Annotated in this window: 16 protein-coding genes; 7 read left to right on the forward strand and 9 right to left on the reverse strand. The window is 56.5% G+C overall.

The window, feature by feature from the left end:
- Positions 1-7: 7 nt before the first annotated feature.
- The 3 genes from QZ383_RS01100 to QZ383_RS01110 are packed head-to-tail and all read left to right on the forward strand — an operon-like array spanning position 8 to position 2848.
- Entirely contained in the window at positions 8-133 is a 126-nt protein-coding gene (locus QZ383_RS01100; RefSeq protein WP_022658500.1) for a hypothetical protein, read from the forward strand.
- Between the two features lie 13 nt (positions 134-146).
- Entirely contained in the window at positions 147-719 is a 573-nt protein-coding gene (locus QZ383_RS01105) for a hypothetical protein (RefSeq protein WP_291442324.1), read from the forward strand.
- Between the two features lie 35 nt (positions 720-754).
- Positions 755-2848 carry a cytochrome c3 family protein gene (locus QZ383_RS01110; RefSeq protein WP_291442327.1) on the forward strand — a complete coding sequence of 698 codons (2094 nt, stop codon included), beginning with the start codon at positions 755-757 and terminating at the stop codon, positions 2846-2848.
- A gap of 94 nt (positions 2849-2942) precedes the next feature.
- Here the strand turns inward: QZ383_RS01110 and QZ383_RS01115 are convergent, their stop codons facing one another.
- A complete protein-coding gene (locus QZ383_RS01115; protein WP_291442329.1) occupies positions 2943-4001 on the reverse strand; it encodes a 4Fe-4S binding protein in 1059 nt (352 codons plus the stop codon).
- A gap of 368 nt (positions 4002-4369) precedes the next feature.
- On the opposite strand from QZ383_RS01115, the gene QZ383_RS01120 reads away from it, so the two are divergent.
- The 3 genes from QZ383_RS01120 to QZ383_RS01130 are packed head-to-tail and all read left to right on the forward strand — an operon-like array spanning position 4370 to position 6871.
- Positions 4370-5350 carry a methionine ABC transporter ATP-binding protein gene (locus QZ383_RS01120; RefSeq protein WP_291442331.1) on the forward strand — a complete coding sequence of 327 codons (981 nt, stop codon included), beginning with the start codon at positions 4370-4372 and terminating at the stop codon, positions 5348-5350.
- A complete protein-coding gene (locus QZ383_RS01125; RefSeq protein ID WP_022658505.1) occupies positions 5347-6042 on the forward strand; it encodes a methionine ABC transporter permease in 696 nt (231 codons plus the stop codon). The genes QZ383_RS01120 and QZ383_RS01125 overlap by 4 nt, the downstream gene beginning before the upstream one ends.
- A 52-nt stretch (positions 6043-6094) precedes the next feature.
- A complete protein-coding gene (locus QZ383_RS01130; RefSeq protein ID WP_240824687.1) occupies positions 6095-6871 on the forward strand; it encodes a MetQ/NlpA family ABC transporter substrate-binding protein in 777 nt (258 codons plus the stop codon).
- A gap of 111 nt (positions 6872-6982) precedes the next feature.
- Here the strand turns inward: QZ383_RS01130 and QZ383_RS01135 are convergent, their stop codons facing one another.
- Positions 6983-7204 carry a YgdI/YgdR family lipoprotein gene (locus QZ383_RS01135; protein WP_192111434.1) on the reverse strand — a complete coding sequence of 74 codons (222 nt, stop codon included), beginning with the start codon at positions 7202-7204 and terminating at the stop codon, positions 6983-6985.
- Between the two features lie 212 nt (positions 7205-7416).
- On the opposite strand from QZ383_RS01135, the gene QZ383_RS01140 reads away from it, so the two are divergent.
- Positions 7417-8295: a PhzF family phenazine biosynthesis protein gene (locus QZ383_RS01140; RefSeq protein ID WP_291442337.1), complete on the forward strand. Its 879-nt coding sequence runs from the start codon at positions 7417-7419 to the stop codon at positions 8293-8295.
- A 116-nt stretch (positions 8296-8411) separates the two neighbouring features.
- Here QZ383_RS01140 and QZ383_RS01145 read toward each other — a convergent pair whose 3' ends face one another.
- From QZ383_RS01145 to QZ383_RS01175, 7 genes are all read right to left on the reverse strand, one after another.
- A complete protein-coding gene (locus QZ383_RS01145; protein WP_291442339.1) occupies positions 8412-8981 on the reverse strand; it encodes a hypothetical protein in 570 nt (189 codons plus the stop codon).
- Between the two features lie 103 nt (positions 8982-9084).
- A complete protein-coding gene (locus QZ383_RS01150) occupies positions 9085-10116 on the reverse strand; it encodes an acyltransferase (protein ID WP_291442341.1) in 1032 nt (343 codons plus the stop codon).
- A 151-nt stretch (positions 10117-10267) separates the two neighbouring features.
- The gene (locus QZ383_RS01155) at positions 10268-10510 is read right to left on the reverse strand and encodes a thioredoxin family protein (protein WP_291442343.1); all 243 of its coding nucleotides are present in this window, start codon (positions 10508-10510) and stop codon (positions 10268-10270) included.
- An 18-nt stretch (positions 10511-10528) separates the two neighbouring features.
- Positions 10529-11671 carry a permease gene (locus tag QZ383_RS01160; RefSeq protein WP_291442344.1) on the reverse strand — a complete coding sequence of 381 codons (1143 nt, stop codon included), beginning with the start codon at positions 11669-11671 and terminating at the stop codon, positions 10529-10531.
- A gap of 71 nt (positions 11672-11742) precedes the next feature.
- On the reverse strand, positions 11743-12093 hold the full coding sequence (locus QZ383_RS01165) for a helix-turn-helix domain-containing protein (RefSeq protein WP_291442346.1): 351 nt from the start codon (positions 12091-12093) through the stop codon (positions 11743-11745).
- A 146-nt stretch (positions 12094-12239) separates the two neighbouring features.
- The gene (locus QZ383_RS01170) at positions 12240-14204 is read right to left on the reverse strand and encodes a methyl-accepting chemotaxis protein (RefSeq protein ID WP_291442348.1); all 1965 of its coding nucleotides are present in this window, start codon (positions 14202-14204) and stop codon (positions 12240-12242) included.
- Between the two features lie 91 nt (positions 14205-14295).
- The gene (locus QZ383_RS01175) at positions 14296-14808 is read right to left on the reverse strand and encodes a cytochrome c family protein (protein ID WP_291442350.1); all 513 of its coding nucleotides are present in this window, start codon (positions 14806-14808) and stop codon (positions 14296-14298) included.
- Positions 14809-15077 lie beyond the last annotated feature (269 nt).

The following is a 15077-nucleotide window of genomic DNA, read 5'->3' on the forward strand; positions in this document are numbered from 1 at the left end:
GGATGCCATGCAAACGGTATTTTATTCGCTTTACGCATCCCTGATGTCCGGCACGGGCTGGATGTTTATTTTCATCTGCTTTGCCCTGTTCGGCCTGCTGGGCTTTTACCTGTTTCTGAACGGCAAGGATTAGGCTGGAGCACGTTATGACAACGCTGATATCCTTTCTTACTGGCTGGGGGCTGCTCATATCCCTGCTGGGATGTCTGGCCGGGTGCGTGATGCGCCTGCGCCAGTGCAAGGCAAGCGGCTGCAATCCCTCGGATTTCTCGGCCCGCTGGCGTGCGCGCCTTGTGCCGCTTGATCTGTTGCGCGGGCAGTGGCCTGTGCGTGTGCTGGTCAACGACGCCATCTTCTGGCTGGTGTTTATGGCGCTAGTGGTGGTGCTGTTTGCCCCCGGCCATGCGGTGCTTATCGGGCGCGGCCTTGGGTTTGACTGGCCGGGCATGGCCTTTCGCTGGGCGGACGGCCTTGCTGTGCTGTTGACGCTTGGGGCGCTGGCCCTGCCGTTGCGTCACCTGCTGCTGGCCGATCTGCGCGCCGCCGCCACCAAGGCGGACTGGCGGCTTATGGCCCTGTTGGTGCTGCTGCCGTTCACTGGCCTGCTTGCCCGCTCGGGCATACCGGGGTATGGACTCTGGCTCTTGCTGCACCTTGTTGCCGGGCATGTTTTTTTGTGGTGTGCGCCCCGTTGCCAGTTTGCACGGTTGCTGCGCTGATGGTTTTTCTGATCAAAGTCCCCAAGGGGGAGTTAATGCGAACCATATGTAGTACAGCCCTCGTTTCTGCTTGCGCCATGCGGTTTGTGGCCGCCAGCGCGTTGGTTGCTGCGGCGCTGTGTTTTTCTGCTGTTGGTGTCCAGGCTGCTTCCGCGCCTCTGGCGGGCAACACCATCTACCTTGGCGGTCAGCGCGCCAAGGAACTGAAAATGCCTGTTGTGGCCTTTGACCATGCGGCCCACGCCAAGGCCAACGCCTGTGCGAGCTGCCACGCGGCTAATCCCGGCGTGGAGAAGAACAGCGCGGGCCTGCCTGTCAATATTATGCAAACGCCTGTGTTCAGTGCCTTTGCGGGAGTGAATTCCAGCGATCCTGCCGCACGCAAGGAGGCCTTTCATGCGGCCTGCGCTACGTGCCATGCGCAAAAGGGCGCTGGCCCGTCCCTTGCGCAGTGCCGCGACTGTCACACCATTGCCGATGCTGCAAAGCTGCCCGCGCAAAAGCCTTACAAGCCGCAGATGGACGCCTCCCTGCACCAGCGGCATCTGACCTCCGGCGCGTTCCCCGTAAAGGCGCAGCCCGGTCTGGCCCCCGGTGCAATTCTGGCGGAGAACGATCCCCAGCGTTGCGTGACCTGTCACCATGCCAAGGATTTTTCACCCACCTTGCCGCCAAACATTGATTCGTGCCGCACCTGTCACGAAAGTGGTCCCGGCTCGGCCCTTGCCACCAGGGATGCCGCCTATACGCCGCCGCCCCTGCGCGCCGCCGCGCATGAAGTGTGCATGAAGTGCCACGCTTCGCTTGCGGAGCAGAAGCTGCCGCACGGCCCTGTGGACTGCGCCACCTGTCATGACAAGGCGCGTTTTGAGGCCTTGCCCCGCTTTGAGGCCAGCCCCTCCATCATGACCATGGACAGACCCACGGGCGTGGTGCTGACCGACAAGGTCACGCCGCCCCAGGTGCCGCTTTCGCCGCTGTATCCGCAGGGGCCAAAGTGGCCTACGGTTATGCCTGCCGTGCCCTTTGACCACGGCCTGCACGAAAGGGCGCTCAACTGTGTGGATTGCCACCACACCAGCGTCAAGCAGTCGTGCATCACCTGTCATACGCCCAGCGGCGACCCCAAGGGCAAGAACATTCCGCTGGCGCAGGCCATGCACTCTGTTACGTCCAAAAATTCCTGCGTGAACTGCCACACCAGCCTGACCACCTCCGCGCCGGAATGCGCGGGCTGCCATACGCCAAGGCCCGTGAGCAAGAGCGGTAGCAACTGCGCCTTCTGCCACCGCGCCGCCCCCGGCGTGAAGGGCACCATGGGGCTGATGCTGCCCAGTAATCTGCCTTCGCCTCAGGCCGCCGCAGCGGCGACCACAACAGGTACGGCTGCCACCAATGGAACCGTTGGGCTGGATGCCCCGGCCCTGCCGCAAAATCTGCCCGCCCAAAATGCGCAGCAGAACGCCAAGCTTGCGCCTTCAGCAATCCTGCTGCCAGTGGACGCTGCGGTGAAGGCTGCGCAGCAGTCTGCCGACGCTTCGGAAGCAGCGCTTGCGGCTTCGGCCATTCTGTTGCCGCCGCCGGACAAAAATCCGGCTGTGAAGCCCGACCCGGCAGCCAACGCTGCTGCGGCCAAGGCCTTGCAACCTGCGGTAACGCCGCCTCCTGCCCAAAGCGCTCAACCCGCCGTTGAGGCGTCTGACGCGCCCAAGCTTGGGCCGGTCTCTGACGGTCTGCCCGAAAAGGTACGCATAGAGCTTATGAGCAAGGAATTCCGCCCTGTGGACTTTGCCCATGCGCAGCACCTGCAAAAGCTGCGGGCTGGCATTGGCCGCAAGGCCGCAGGCCTGCAAGGCATGCATGCCAAGGATGGCCTGGAGTGCGCCGCCTGCCACCACAACAGCCCGCGCCTTAAAGAGGGCATGACGCCGCCGCGTTGCGTTTCGTGCCATCCCGCGAATCTGCCCGCAGGCGTAACCACCATGCCGGACGGCAGGCCCCTGCTTAAGGCTGCCTACCACCAGCGCTGCATGGACTGCCACACCCGCATGAAGGTTGAAAAGCCACGTGCAACGGATTGTCAGGCCTGCCATATCAAGCGCGACCCGGCAGAAGCTCCGGTCTGGTAAAAGGCTAAAGCCCAATCATAAATGAAAGCATGGCGGCAAAGGGAATACCTTTGCCGCCATGCTTTTTTTATAAACTCCTGAGGCGAGTGGCCGTCTATCCACCAAACTGGATCATGTGGAAGCGCCGCAGCATGCCTGGGGGAATTTCTGAAACCCAGTGCCCGGTGCCCACGGCCCAGAGGTACACGGCGAAGAGTACCACAAGGCAGCCAACGGCAACTGTCCAGAAGGGCACGCGGCTGCGGGCCGCGGAAAGGTGGAGGCAGTCTTTTTGCGGGCAGGCCTCAATACAGGCGGTGCAGCCAAGGCATTCCGGCGAATTGACACGCGTTTTTTCGTGCACGGCGATGGCCGAAGGGCAGGCGCGCTGGCAGCGGCGGCAGCTCGTACAGGTAGCCGCGTTGCGGCGTACCGCCACAGGGCTTGCCAAAGCCAGAATGCCCAGAAACGCCCCGTAAGGGCAGAGAAAACGGCACCACGCATTGCGCGCCACCAGCGAGGCCGCCACAATGACGCCAACCACAATCAAGGTCGTGGTTGACGCCCGCAAAAAGAAAAACAGCATGCTTGAATCAGCAACCATATTGAATGGTGCGCCCATGAAAGAGTCAATTTCGTCCACGCTCATGGCAAAAAAACTGAAATAACACAGCAATGCCAGTGGAATATACTTGATGGCCTGGAGCGCCAGCTCCAGCTTGCGCGGCGGGTTGTGGTTCAGACCCAGGCGCTCGCCAAGGCGGCCCAACAGGTTGGAGGCAAGGCCCACAGGGCAGATGTAGCCGCAAAATCCCTTGCGGAACAGCAAGGCCATGAGGGCTATTGCCAAAAAGAGCGTCAGCCCGGCAGGGTGCACAACGTCCCACATGCCGGTTTCAAACAGGCGGCGCGCGGCCATGAGTTCACTGATGGGCAAAAAGCCCTCCACCGAGGGTGGTTTGGGCGTGAACGCTTGGCTTTTTCCCGTGGCCCACTGCACGTAGAGGTAAAAATTCCAGCCCACCCAAACAAGAAAAATGGCGAATGCGCCCTGTACGCCGCGCCGCAGCAGGGTGGGGGTGATGCGGCGTTTGGGAGGTTTGGTCGCGTGGGGGGTATACGCTGGCGCTGTGGGCTGTGCAGCCTTTTGCGCGGAATCGGCGGATGTGTTCATGGCGGAATATCCTTTCAGACTGTTCAGGTAAACAATTGCGCCAATGGTTGTGTCACCATTGCGCATGGCTGTCCATGACCGGCATCACATGCTGGCTGTGGCATCCAGTGACGTAAGGGCGGCAAGGGGAGCGTGGTAACGGAACTGTGCGAGGCATCGCGGATAATACCCTTACGACATGAGCCATCGGGTGCCTTGTTTGCCCCTGCGCGCCGCCGCATGCGGGGCCTCCGCTGGCAGCTTGATTTTGAACGCCGCCTTGGGGTAGAATACCGGGTTATTCATGCTGTGCCTGCGTGAATTCTTTACTTTCGCGGACAAATATCGCATTGTCTGGCGACACCGAAAACAGGCTCAGGAACCATCGCATGATTCAGGTAACCAATCTTGGCAAGCTCTACGGAAGTCACCTTGTGCTGCAAGAGATCAATATGCACGTGCACGAGGGGGAGATTTTCGGCATTGTGGGGCATTCCGGCGCGGGCAAGTCCACCTTGTTGCGCTGCCTTAACGGCCTGGAACCCTACCAGATGGGCAGTGTCAAAGTCATGGGCGTTGAAGTTGCCTCCCTTGAAGGCACGGCCCTGCGTATGCTGCAAAGCAAAATGGGCATGATTTTTCAGAATTTCAATCTCATGTCCCGCAAAAACGTGTTCGACAACGTGGCCTTTCCGCTTTCGTTGTGGGGTAGCGCCAAGCGCGAAGAGCGCGTCATGGAGCTGCTTGAGCTTGTGGGCCTTGCCGACAGGGCCAAACAGCGTGTGCAGAGCCTGAGCGGCGGGCAAAAACAGCGCGTGGGCATTGCCCGTGCCCTGGCGCTCAACCCGCGTGTGCTGCTGTGCGACGAGGCCACTTCCGCCCTTGATCCCAAAACCACCTCGTCCATTCTGGATCTGCTGGAAGACATCAACAAGCGGCTCAACCTCACCATCATTATGGTCACGCACCAGATGGAAGTGGTCAAACGCCTCTGCCACAGCCTGCTCATGCTGGATGGCGGTAAAACCGTGGCCATGGGCAAGACGGAAAATCTCTTTCTGTCGCCCACCAAGGAAATGCAGGCCATGGTGGAGGACGAGTATACGCTCATCCCCGGCGGCACCAACATCCGCCTCATGTTCCCGCGCGAAATTTCGCAGCAGAGCGTCATCACTCAGATGGCGCGCACGCTGGGCATTGATTTTTCCATCGTTGGCGGCAAGCTCGAGCGCTACCTCGATGATGTTTTCGGCTTTCTTATCATCAACGTGCAGGACAAAGACCTGGACGCAGTGCTGCAGTATCTGAAAACGCAGAACCTGTTCTGGGAGATTCTGGCCTATTCTGAAAACCCGGGTGAACAAGCATGATTGAGAACATGAGCGGCCTTGCGGCCTACTACCCGCTGTGGGAGCGGTTTCTGGACAAGCTGCCGGAGATTATTACGGCAACGTGGGAAACGCTGGACATGGTGCTGCTCTCCACGCTGTTTTCGCTCATTTCGGGCTTTTTGCTGGCTATCCTCATGATCGTCACCAATCCAATCGGCCTCAAGCCCAACCGCTCGGTCTATCAGGCCGTGGATTTTGTGGTCAATCTGCTGCGTTCCTTCCCCTTTATCATTCTGCTTATCGCGCTCATTCCCTTCACCCGCTTTGTGGTGGGCACCTCCATTGGCAGCGCGGCGGCCATAGTGCCGCTGACCATCGCGGCCGCCCCCTTTGTGGCGCGGCTTATCGAAACCTGTTTTCTTGAGGTGGACAGGGGAGTCATTGAGGCTGCGCGGTCTTTTGGGGCCAGCAACACGCAGATCATCTTTCGCGTGCTGATTCCTGAAGCCTTGCCTTCCATTGTGCTGAACGTGGCTGTTATCGCCATTACGCTGCTGGGGTATTCGGCCATGGCCGGAACCGTGGGCGGCGGCGGGCTGGGCGATCTGGCCGTCAAATACGGTTACAACCGCTTTCAGGTCGATATCATGGTGTATTCGGTCATTATTCTCTGCCTTCTCGTGCTGCTCATTCAGGGCGTCTGCAACTTCCTGTACAAGATTTTGCGGTAGGGCCTGCGGCGGCGTGTGAACTTTTTTACCCTTTACCCTTGCAGGAGCGCTTATGAAACGTCTGCTTTTGTCTCTGGCCATGGTTCTGGCGCTGGCCGCCCCCTCGTTCGCCGCTGAAGACATTGTTGTCGGCGTGACCCCCTTTCCGCATAAGGACATTATGCTGGCGGCCAAGCCTCTGCTTGCCAAGGAAGGCTACAACCTCGTCATCAAGGAATTTACCGACTACGTGCAGCCCAACATGGCGCTGGCCAGCAAGCAGCTGTTTGCCAACTTTTTCCAGCACGAACCCTACCTTGACAACATGAACAAGGAAAAGAAGCTTGACCTTGTTTCCATCGGCAAGGTGCATATCGAACCCCTGGGCGTGTATTCCAAGAAGATCAAAAAGCTTGCCGACCTCAAGAAGGGCAACAGCGTTTCCGTGCCCAACGATCCCACCAACGAAGCCCGCGCCCTGCGCCTGCTCGAAGCCAACGGCGTAATCACCATCAAGCCCGGCGCGCTCGTTACCGTGGCCGACATCACCAAGAACCCCCTTGGCCTCAAGTTCCACGAGCTTGACGCGGCCCAGCTGCCCCGCACCCTTGACGACGTGACCGCCTCGGTCATCAACACCAACTTTGCTGGCGAAGCCGGTCTGGTGCCTTCGCGTGACGCTCTGGTGATGGAAGGCAGCGAATCCCCCTACGCCAACATCATTGTTGTGCGCAATGAAGACAAGGACAGCCCCAAGGCCAAGGCCCTCATGAAGGCCGTGCAGTCCCCCGAAGTGAAGGAATACATCCAGAAGAATCTGGTTGAGCGCGGCATCGTGCCCGTGTTCTAAATTCCGTTTTACAGCATAAATCAAGGCAGCCGCCTTACGGTTCCAGATGGAGCTGTAAGGCGGCTGCTTTTTTGTACGCTTGCCGCGCTTGGGCGGTCAGGCAAAAAAACGCTAGGGCAGGGGACGAACCTGCTTCAAGTCTTCGCGGGGGATGGTGTGGGTTTTGCCTGTGTCGTCCTCAAAGCTCACAGAATCGTTTTCGGGATTGATAACGGGCTTCTTGGTGCCGATGTAGATGGTGTAATCCTTGGTAACGGCAATGTACTTGGAGCCACAGGCGGTGAGCATAAAGGTGCTCATCATCAGGGCAAGGATCAGGGCGATTTTTCTCATGCGTAACATCCTCGGCTGTTGCAAAAAATATGGGCCGTTGGCGGGCTCGTTCATGACGCGGTAAAGCGCATACACCCAATCGGAATGCTTGCCAATACGCAATGCGCGCAGTATTTTGCAAGGCGTAAAATATTCTGCCGCAACAGCTTGCGGGTGCCACCACTAATAATGGTCAGCGCCACTCCACATCCCTTTTGCCATAAGGAGCAAAAGTGAGCAGTTATCCGTATAAAAAGATAGATGCCTTTACCTCGCATTTTTCGTCTGGAAACCCGGCAGCTTGTTTGTATCTTGAAAAAGGGCGGCCCCTGGCGGATAAGGACATGCTGGCTGTGGCCAAGGAACATGAGGGCTTTGTATCAGAAATGGTATTTTGCACCCCGGTTGAAGATGCGCACTATCATTTGCGCTATTATTCTTCCCAGTGCGAGGTTGCGTTTTGCGGGCACGGCACAATTGCCTGCATGTACGACCTGATCGCCAACAACCCAATTCTGCTGCAGAAACCGGAAATAACCATCAGCACAAGCAAGGGCAGCCTGAAGGTTTATAACGAAATTTCCACCTCTGACGCGGTGTTCATTACAGCGCCAGACAAGGTTGAACTGCCTGTAAAGCCACACATGGACGCGGTTGCGCAACATCTGGCAGTTTCAACCTCAGAGATCAGAAAAGATCTGAACGTGGAGTGTATTGACGCGGGCCTGCGCACGTTGATCGTACCCATTGCCTCGCTGGAAACTGTCCTCGCCATGCACCCGGATGAAGCCGCGCTGAAGCAATTTTGCATCGACAGCGAAGTGGATATTATTCTTGTTTTTAGTTCCGAGGTTGCAAACAGCCAGAATATCATGCGCACACGGGTTTTTGCGCCCCGGTTTGGCTATCTTGAAGATCCGGCGACAGGGTCGGGAAATTCTGCTTTTGCCTATTATATGCTTAAAAATTCCCTGTGGAACGGCAACGCTGTTTCAGTCGAGCAAAATGCGGAAAAGACGGCATTCAACGTGGTCAAGCTGAAGGAAGCTGCGGGCAAAGTGCTGTTTGGCGGTAGTGCGACAACCAGAATTGAAGGCAGATATTTACTCTGACCTGCGCGTTTTTATTGTCGAAAGCGGCATCTGCAAAAAAAGGACTGCGCTTGATCATGGGGCAGTCCTTTGCTTATTGGGTGTTCGTGCGTTGTTTGTAAAATGCGTGGGCAGTGTTACGCCGCCGTTTGCTGACTGGCCCTCAACTGCCGCAGATAGGCCGGATACCATTGGGTAAATACGGCTACGCCCAGGAGCAGGGTGTAGGAAATCAGCTCGTAGGCAAGTTCTGAAAAAAAGAGCTGCTTCATTTTTAGCCACGCCAGCAGGGCATTGCAGGTGAAGGCCCCACCCCAGACAGAAGTAATAATCATGTTTGTGCGCAGAAAAACAGGGGAATCCCAGAGCGCCGGATCGGTGTGATCCCTGGCGTAATCGAGGGTAAAAGGCTTGCGCATGACGACCCCTGCCCATGTGCCAAGCGCCAGCGCACCATTGGCCAGCACACCCATGTACCGCACTGTCCACATGTTCTGGAAGCCGATCACAAGTATGGATGCCGCGCTGAAAAAGGCCAGCCCCACCCACAGTATCACCCCCCGGTGCAGCTTGAGCACCCCCATGAGGATGCTGAGGGCCAGAGCGATGCCAAGGCCAAGCTCCAGCCGAAACATGCTGCCGTGCGCAATGATCAGAAACGACAGCCAGGGCGCAAATGCCAACACCAGCTTCAAGAATCCCATCATGGCATTCCCTCCGGGGAAAGGATTGGCGCAGTACCGCAATATATGCGCGTCAGGAACTATGATCCCATGCACAGGGAGATGAAACGCCTGATCCCGAATACTGTTATAGTCTTATGCCCAGTTTTTCTTCCAGCTTGCGGCTGGCAATAACAATGACCGTTGTTACGGTCAGGGTGATGGTAATGTTCAGTAATACAAAGGCAACGGGCGGCAGCTGCAAGGGCTTGTAAAGCCACATGAAGACCAGCAGGGGCGTGGGCAGATGAAAAAGATAAAAGCGAAAGCCGTTGCGCTCAAACCATGCAAAAGGAGCAAACAACTGCACCAGCGGGTACAGCCCGGCTGTGAGTAAAAACATATGGTACACCAGCAAGGCGCAAAGCAGGGACACAATCCACCCGCTCACAGGCGCGCCCGCATAGGGCCACAGCAAAACGATCAAAGCCGTGAGCCCAAGCCCCAGAGCCAGCGGGCGGGCGCGGCACAAGGCATTGAGGGCCTCGTGATTTCTGAAAGCCACAATGCCCATGTAGTAACAAAGAATGAACGAAGGCGCTTCCCACAGGCAATACCACTTGAGCCAGCCGCCATAGTTCTGCAAGCACAGTGCGGCCACCAAGGCCACCATGCCGCCGGTAAGTGCCGTGTCGCGCCCCAGCTTTTGCAGAACCCACAGGGCGATAATCCAGAAAAGGGTGATCCAGAACAGCACCAGCAAGAACCACAGATGATCTGTGAACAGGCCAAGCGCAACGGATTTCCACGTTTCAAGCAGTGTTGCGTCTGCCGGATGCCCAAACGCGGGGATGGAAAAGAGCGTGTAGAGCGGGGCTACCCAGAGCATGCCCACGCCAAACCAGGGCAGCAGGAGCCTGCGCCCCCTGTGCAGCGCGTGTTGCAGGGGGGTGCGCTTGCCGGCATCCCACGAGGCGGCAAACAGAAAGCCCGAGGCAAACATGAAACACTGGATAAGGGTAGAGCCGGAGATGGCCGTGAACAAATCCGCCCAGGGCTGCGGGGTATCCGCATAGAGCTTCCAGAACGGAAAGGGCGTGGCGTAAAACATGACGCAGTGCATGACCACAACCAGAAAAAGGCACTTGGTTTTAAGCAGGGCAATGTGGGGATAGTGCATGGAGGTCGCCTTGGTGGAAGTATGCGAAATAGCACCCTGAACAATGGCCGACAATAGCGTGACCCGCCGCGCAGGGCAAGCGGGTTGCTTCTGCGCGGCGGGTCGAAAACATCTGGACATGCGTTGGCAATGGCCGGGGAAGGAACAGGGTTTAAGCGCTGGCCTCCGCAATCCAGTTGGCGACTTCATCCTTTGTGGGCACCCTGCCCGTGCATTTTATCTGGCCGTTGACCATCACCGCCGGGGTGGAGATGATGCGCGCCGCCATGATTTCCCTGAAGTCAGACACCTTGAGCACCGAAATTTCACCGCCAGCCTGTTCCGCAGCCTTGCGCACCACGTTTTCCGCATCCACGCAACGTGCGCAGCCGGGGCCGAATACCTTGATTTCCATTTATTTTGCTCCTGAAAGTTATGCCAGGAATGACCCTGCCAGATTAAACAACCAGCCCACCAGGGTGAACATAAGCAAAAGATAGCCAACAAAAATGGCCAGCAGCTTGCCTGTCATGACCTGCCGCAACATGAGCATTTCCGGCAGGCTGACCACAACGGTGCTCATGCAGAAGGCCAGAGTGGTGCCGATGGGCAGCCCCTTGGTCAGCAGGCTTTCCATAATCGGGATGATACCCGTTACGCTGGAATACAGAGGGATGCCCAGCAGGACAGAAAGCGGCACAGACCACCATTCCCCGGCGCCAAGATGCTCGGCAAACCAGTTTTCCGGCACAAAGCCATGTAGGGCCGCGCCCAGCCCAACGCCTATGATCACCCACTTCCACACGCGGCGAAAAATGGTGGAGGTCTCCGACCATGCAAAGTCGTGCCGATGGCGCAGGGTAATGCGTGGGGAGCAGACCGGAGCGCCACCTGCACTCTTGGCTTCTTCCGCTTGCGCGGGCATGCTGGCCATGGCCTCAAGAATAAAGGGATGCAGCCAGCGTTCGGCCTTGATGGCATCCATGAGGCAGCCGCCAATGATGCCAGCGGTCATACCCACAACCACATAGGCTACAGTGATCTTCCAGCCCAGCAGGCCCCACAGCAAAACCACGGCCAGCTCGTTGATAAGCGGAGAGGTGATGAGAAAGGACATGGTGATGCCCATGGGGATGCTAGCCGTGGTGAAGCCGAGAAACAGCGGGATGCTTGAGCAGGAGCAAAATGGTGTAACCGCGCCAAAGGCGGAGCCGAGAAAATAGCCTACGCCCTTTGCCTTGCCGCTCAGATAATCACGCACCCGCTCCACGTTGAGCCCGGCCCGCGCCCAGGCGATGGCATAGATAAGCGCCACCAGCAGAAGCAGAATCTTTGCCGTGTCATAGAAGAAAAATTCCACGGATTCCGCAATGGGCGAGCCAGGGGCAAAACCCATGAGGCCCACAGCCAGCCAGTGCGCCGCAGGCTGCATGACGGAATAGGCCAGCCACCACAGCGCAGCGAGGACAGTAATCACCGCAGTGTATTTGAGGTTCCAGCCGCCAGCCACTGGCTTTTGGGGGGCCTGCTGGGAGGTATTTTTGCAGCAGCATTGTTGTTGAAGAGGCGTGTTCATGGCAGATGTCTATATTTTAATATTTGTTGAATAGTTGATATGTTGGAGCCAAAAAAAAGAGGCATTTCCCCCTACAACTTCGGCAATATGCCTGGCGCTACGCCGCTTGCCGCCCGGAACCTCTGGCATTCGCCGGGGTTGGCGGAGCAGCATTCTGACGTAAGGTAGGCGATCACCTCAAGCATCAGGGGGATGCTGGCCTTGTAGCGCATAAAACGTCCCTCCTTTTCAACAGTCACCAGGCCGCTGTGCACCACGGCCTTGAGGTGAAAGGAGAGGTTAGTGGAGGGAATATCCAGCTGACGGGCAATTTCGCCAGCCACCAGTCCCTGCGGAGCATTTTTGACCAGCAGCCTGAACAGGTCGAGGCGTACCTCGGACGACAGGGCTTCAAATATGCTGGCGGCAGTTTTGCTTTCCATAAAATGACATTTCAACATTAATTGATCTATGTCAAGGGGACGAAAAAAACTGCGGCAAACAAAAGTTCGTCGCAGCTCTTTTTAAATGAATTGATGTAGCTGAGGCTGTGGTGCGCCGTGCGCGCCACAAACAGCACAATGCTCTGTTAGGAACCGCTGTGTCCGTTGCCGTTTCCGTTGCTCATGGAGGCAATGGTCTCGCGCAGGTCGGCGGCCATCTGGGCCACCTCGCGGGCGGTGACGCCAAGCTCTGTCATGGCGTTGGAAATATCCAGCGCGATGGAATCAACCGTGCCAATGTTGCCGTTGATTTCTTCAGAGGCGGTGGACTGCTTTTCAGCCGTGGTGGCGATTATGCCGATCATGTCGGCGGTCTGCATGACCTGGGTGACAATTTCCTGCAAGGCTTCGCCGGCCTGGGTCACAAGCTCCACGCCCTGCTGTACGCTGGCGTCTGTTTCATCCATCAGCGCAATATTGCTGTGAGCGCTGTCCTGAATGCCTTTGACGGCGGAGGAAACTTCCATGGTGGCCTGCATGGTTTTTTCCGCCAGTTTGCGCACTTCATCGGCAACCACGGCAAATCCGCGCCCTGCCTCACCAGCGCGGGCGGCTTCAATGGCGGCGTTGAGTGCCAGCAGGTTTGTCTGGTCGGCAATATCGCTGATGATGCCAAGGATTTTACCCACGTCCTGCGCCTTGCTGCCAAGATCGTGCAGGCCGGTGCTCATGGTTGTGGTGTGCTTGCGCACATCGGCTATGGCTTCAATGGACTGATCGGTGATCTTCTGGCCGCTCTGGGCGCGTTGCCGGGCCTGATCTGCATTGACGGAGGCATCGCCAGCGTTGCGCGCCACATCCACTATGGAGGCGTTCATGGCTTCGATGGCGGTGGCGGTTTCGCGTATCCTGTTTTGCTGGTTGGCTGTGCCTTCGCTGGTATGGCCGATGCGTTCCAGCAATTGGTCGGATATATGGGCAAGGTGGGTGGCAATTTCGCCCGCGTTTTCCGCCACCCTGGCGACCATGGCGCCGTTCTTTTCAATCTGCCGTTGATTTTTTTTGATTTCAGTAATGTCGTTCCAGAATGTCACCGAACCCATGAGGGTATTATCCATGTCAAAAAAAGGCGTGGCAGTAACAGTGACGTAACGCAGGTTGCCTTTTTCCGTTGGGAGCTCCCGCTCAGCTACAAATTTTTTGCGGTGCAGCACGGCGCGCACTGCGGTGGTTTCGCGGTTTTCGTCATTCCACAAAAACTTGCCCGATGTCAGGCCGAGAAAACTTTGGGGCTTTGCGGTTTTTTCCAGCAGATCGCACAGATGCTGGTTAAGCCAGAGAATTTTTTTGTCTGCGCCAATAATCAGGCAGGGGGCGGCAATTCCGTTGAGCACGCCTTCTGAAAAGCCAAGCTTGTCTTTGAGTTGCGCCACCATCTTGCCAATGTCGGTGGAGAGCGAGGCAAGTTCGTCCTTGCCCTGCTGTTCAAACTCCACGGCAAGGTTGCCTGCGGCCACCTGCCCGGCATTGGCAACAAGCCGAGAAATCCGGCGAATGAGAAAATAGCGGATTGCCAGCACCGTAAAGGCAATGAGGGCCAGCAGGCCCACAGCCCCCATGATGGACGAGCGCAGCAACTGGTTTTCCATGGAGTTCCAGGCGTTGGTGACGTCAAGCTTCATCACCAGCTGGCCGAGGATTGGTTCTGATTCGCCGTGGCAGTGATAGCACCTGCGCTGGTTGGCGATGGAAAAAACGCTGCCCAGAATTTTTTTGCCGTTCTGGTCAATAAAAATGGCTTCTTCAATGGGCTTTTTGAGGCCGCGCGTGTGCAGGCCCGCCAGCTCTTTGTCCGCTTCTACAGTTGCAAAATCCTTGCGCAGGGTGGTGTCGTCCGTGCTGTAGGTGATATTGCCCGTGTAGGAGGTCATGTAGGCGGTGATATGCCCAAATTTGCTCTTGATTTTGCTGAACTCGTCGGCTGTTCCCTTGTTGTCGCCCACGACCATGGGCTTTTCAATGCCCATGTATATCAGCCCTGTTTCCATGTGCGCGCTGGAGCGGATTTCATCTGTCATAAGCTTTTTAACCCCAAAATATTCCAGGGTCATTATGCAGCTTATGACGAGAAAAGTAATAGTAACAATAGATACGGTGATTTTGAAATTAAGCGATCTGGATAAAAGCATTGCTACCCCCGAACTAGTGCGCGCCGGAAAAGATCAGTGGCTTGAATTTGAAATCCTGAATCCGCTCGGAATTATGGCATGCCGTGCAGGTTTCCACGGCAGGCTTTCTGCTGATGGATTGAGGGTCCTGATTTTCCGCATGTTCGCTGCCTGGGCCGTGGCAGGTTTCGCAACCAACATCGGCCAGCTCGGGCGTAGTTTCTATGCTTTTGAATCCGCCCTTGTTGTAGCCTGTGGTGTGGCATTCGTAGCATTTTTGAAGTTCATGCTCCTTGAGCTTGGGCTTCATGATAGCTACAGAATTCCATGAATGGGCTTTTTTGGAATGCTTGATAAAAGAATTGTACTGCTCTTCATGGCATGGAGCGCAGTTTTTAGATCCAATGTACGTTTTTGAATTGTCGGCATTGCCTGTTTGAACAAAAAATAGCTGAACAAATGCGAAGAGTAAGGCTGAAAAAATACATTTTCTTGATAAATACAGCATCATCACGTTCTCTTTGATGGTTGTTTTTGTCGTCAGCAATTTGCGCCTGTGGAGAGCTGAGCGTTGTCACTTCAAAAACCGTAAAACCATGAATCGTGAATCCGTGCGGAAACCCTATAATCCTGCGCAGGCAATGCCGCAGTAACGCAGTGCCTTTCGGCGCATTTTATTAAATGATTATACCTTGTTTGGAATTTGTGCGGCATTTCTCATTTTCGTGGGGGAAGATCGGGCCAAAGCCGCGCCAATTATGGGATGCAGTATGCACTCTATAATATTGTGACCTGACGTTGTTATACGCAAAAATT

It is taken from the genome of Desulfovibrio sp., assembly GCF_019422935.1.
In the GTDB taxonomy this organism is placed as follows: domain Bacteria; phylum Desulfobacterota; class Desulfovibrionia; order Desulfovibrionales; family Desulfovibrionaceae; genus Desulfovibrio.

What these genes read in the sequence shown, in the direction of transcription:
- QZ383_RS01150 (WP_291442341.1), bottom strand. Translation starts at nt 10,116, where the DNA reads ATGCACTATCCCCACATTGCCCTGCTTAAAACCAAGTGCCTTTTTCTG.
- QZ383_RS01130 (WP_240824687.1), top strand. Translation starts at nt 6,095, where the DNA reads ATGAAACGTCTGCTTTTGTCTCTGGCCATGGTTCTGGCGCTGGCCGCC.
- QZ383_RS01135 (WP_192111434.1), bottom strand. Translation starts at nt 7,204, where the DNA reads ATGAGAAAAATCGCCCTGATCCTTGCCCTGATGATGAGCACCTTTATG.
- QZ383_RS01100 (WP_022658500.1), top strand. Translation starts at nt 8, where the DNA reads ATGCAAACGGTATTTTATTCGCTTTACGCATCCCTGATGTCCGGCACG.
- QZ383_RS01165 (WP_291442346.1), bottom strand. Translation starts at nt 12,093, where the DNA reads ATGGAAAGCAAAACTGCCGCCAGCATATTTGAAGCCCTGTCGTCCGAG.
- QZ383_RS01145 (WP_291442339.1), bottom strand. Translation starts at nt 8,981, where the DNA reads ATGATGGGATTCTTGAAGCTGGTGTTGGCATTTGCGCCCTGGCTGTCG.
- QZ383_RS01170 (WP_291442348.1), bottom strand. Translation starts at nt 14,204, where the DNA reads ATGACCCTGGAATATTTTGGGGTTAAAAAGCTTATGACAGATGAAATC.
- QZ383_RS01155 (WP_291442343.1), bottom strand. Translation starts at nt 10,510, where the DNA reads ATGGAAATCAAGGTATTCGGCCCCGGCTGCGCACGTTGCGTGGATGCG.
- QZ383_RS01105 (WP_291442324.1), top strand. Translation starts at nt 147, where the DNA reads ATGACAACGCTGATATCCTTTCTTACTGGCTGGGGGCTGCTCATATCC.
- QZ383_RS01120 (WP_291442331.1), top strand. Translation starts at nt 4,370, where the DNA reads ATGATTCAGGTAACCAATCTTGGCAAGCTCTACGGAAGTCACCTTGTG.
- QZ383_RS01160 (WP_291442344.1), bottom strand. Translation starts at nt 11,671, where the DNA reads ATGAACACGCCTCTTCAACAACAATGCTGCTGCAAAAATACCTCCCAG.
- QZ383_RS01125 (WP_022658505.1), top strand. Translation starts at nt 5,347, where the DNA reads ATGATTGAGAACATGAGCGGCCTTGCGGCCTACTACCCGCTGTGGGAG.
- QZ383_RS01110 (WP_291442327.1), top strand. Translation starts at nt 755, where the DNA reads ATGCGAACCATATGTAGTACAGCCCTCGTTTCTGCTTGCGCCATGCGG.
- QZ383_RS01115 (WP_291442329.1), bottom strand. Translation starts at nt 4,001, where the DNA reads ATGAACACATCCGCCGATTCCGCGCAAAAGGCTGCACAGCCCACAGCG.